At 62.3% G+C, this 588-nt stretch carries 2 pseudogenes; both read left to right on the top strand.

From position 1 onward, the window contains the following. Positions 1–124: pseudogene (locus QD357_RS32855) on the top strand (electron transfer flavoprotein subunit beta/FixA family protein); the annotation flags it as partial. 25 nt (positions 125–149) lie between these two features. Further along, positions 150–588 (top strand): annotated as a pseudogene (locus QD357_RS32850) (electron transfer flavoprotein subunit alpha/FixB family protein); the annotation flags it as partial.

Here is a 588-nt window from a genome sequence, read left to right as displayed (position 1 = left end):
GTCCACGACGCCGCGGCTGAAGGTGCTGAAGACCGAGGAGCCGAGTGGCCGCAAGGCCGGCGTCAAGGTCAAGTCGGTCGCTGAGCTGGTCGACAAGCTCAAGAACGAAGCCGGCGTGCTGTAATCGGGCAGGAACAGGAGCAACTATCATGACCATTCTTCTTCTGGCCGACCACGACAACGTCAGCCTCACCGATMAGACCGCCAAGGCGCTGACGGCAGCAACGCAGATCGGCTCMGATATCCATGTGCTGGTTGCCGGCAAGGGCGCCAAGGCTGCGGCCGATGCTGCTGCCAGGMTCTCCGGCGTCTCCAAGGTGCTGCTGGCCGAAAGCGACGAGCATGCCAACAACCTCGCCGAACCGCTTGCCKACCTGATCGTCTCGCTGGCCGGTTCCTATGACACGATCATCTCGGCTGCAACCTCGACCGGCAAGGATGTGTTGCCGCGGGTGGCTGCCCTGCTCGACGTCGCCCAGGTCTCGGAAATCATCGAAGTGATCTCGGCCGATACCTTCAAGCGGCCGATCTATGCCGGCAATGCCATCCAGACGGTGCAGGCAAGCGACGCCAAGAAGGTCATCACTG

It is taken from the genome of Rhizobium sp. BR 317 (assembly GCF_047445835.1).
Lineage (GTDB): Bacteria > Pseudomonadota > Alphaproteobacteria > Rhizobiales > Rhizobiaceae > Rhizobium > Rhizobium paranaense.
The sequence above is the reverse complement of the archived record's forward strand: the minus strand, read 5'-3'. Positions and strand labels throughout refer to the sequence as shown.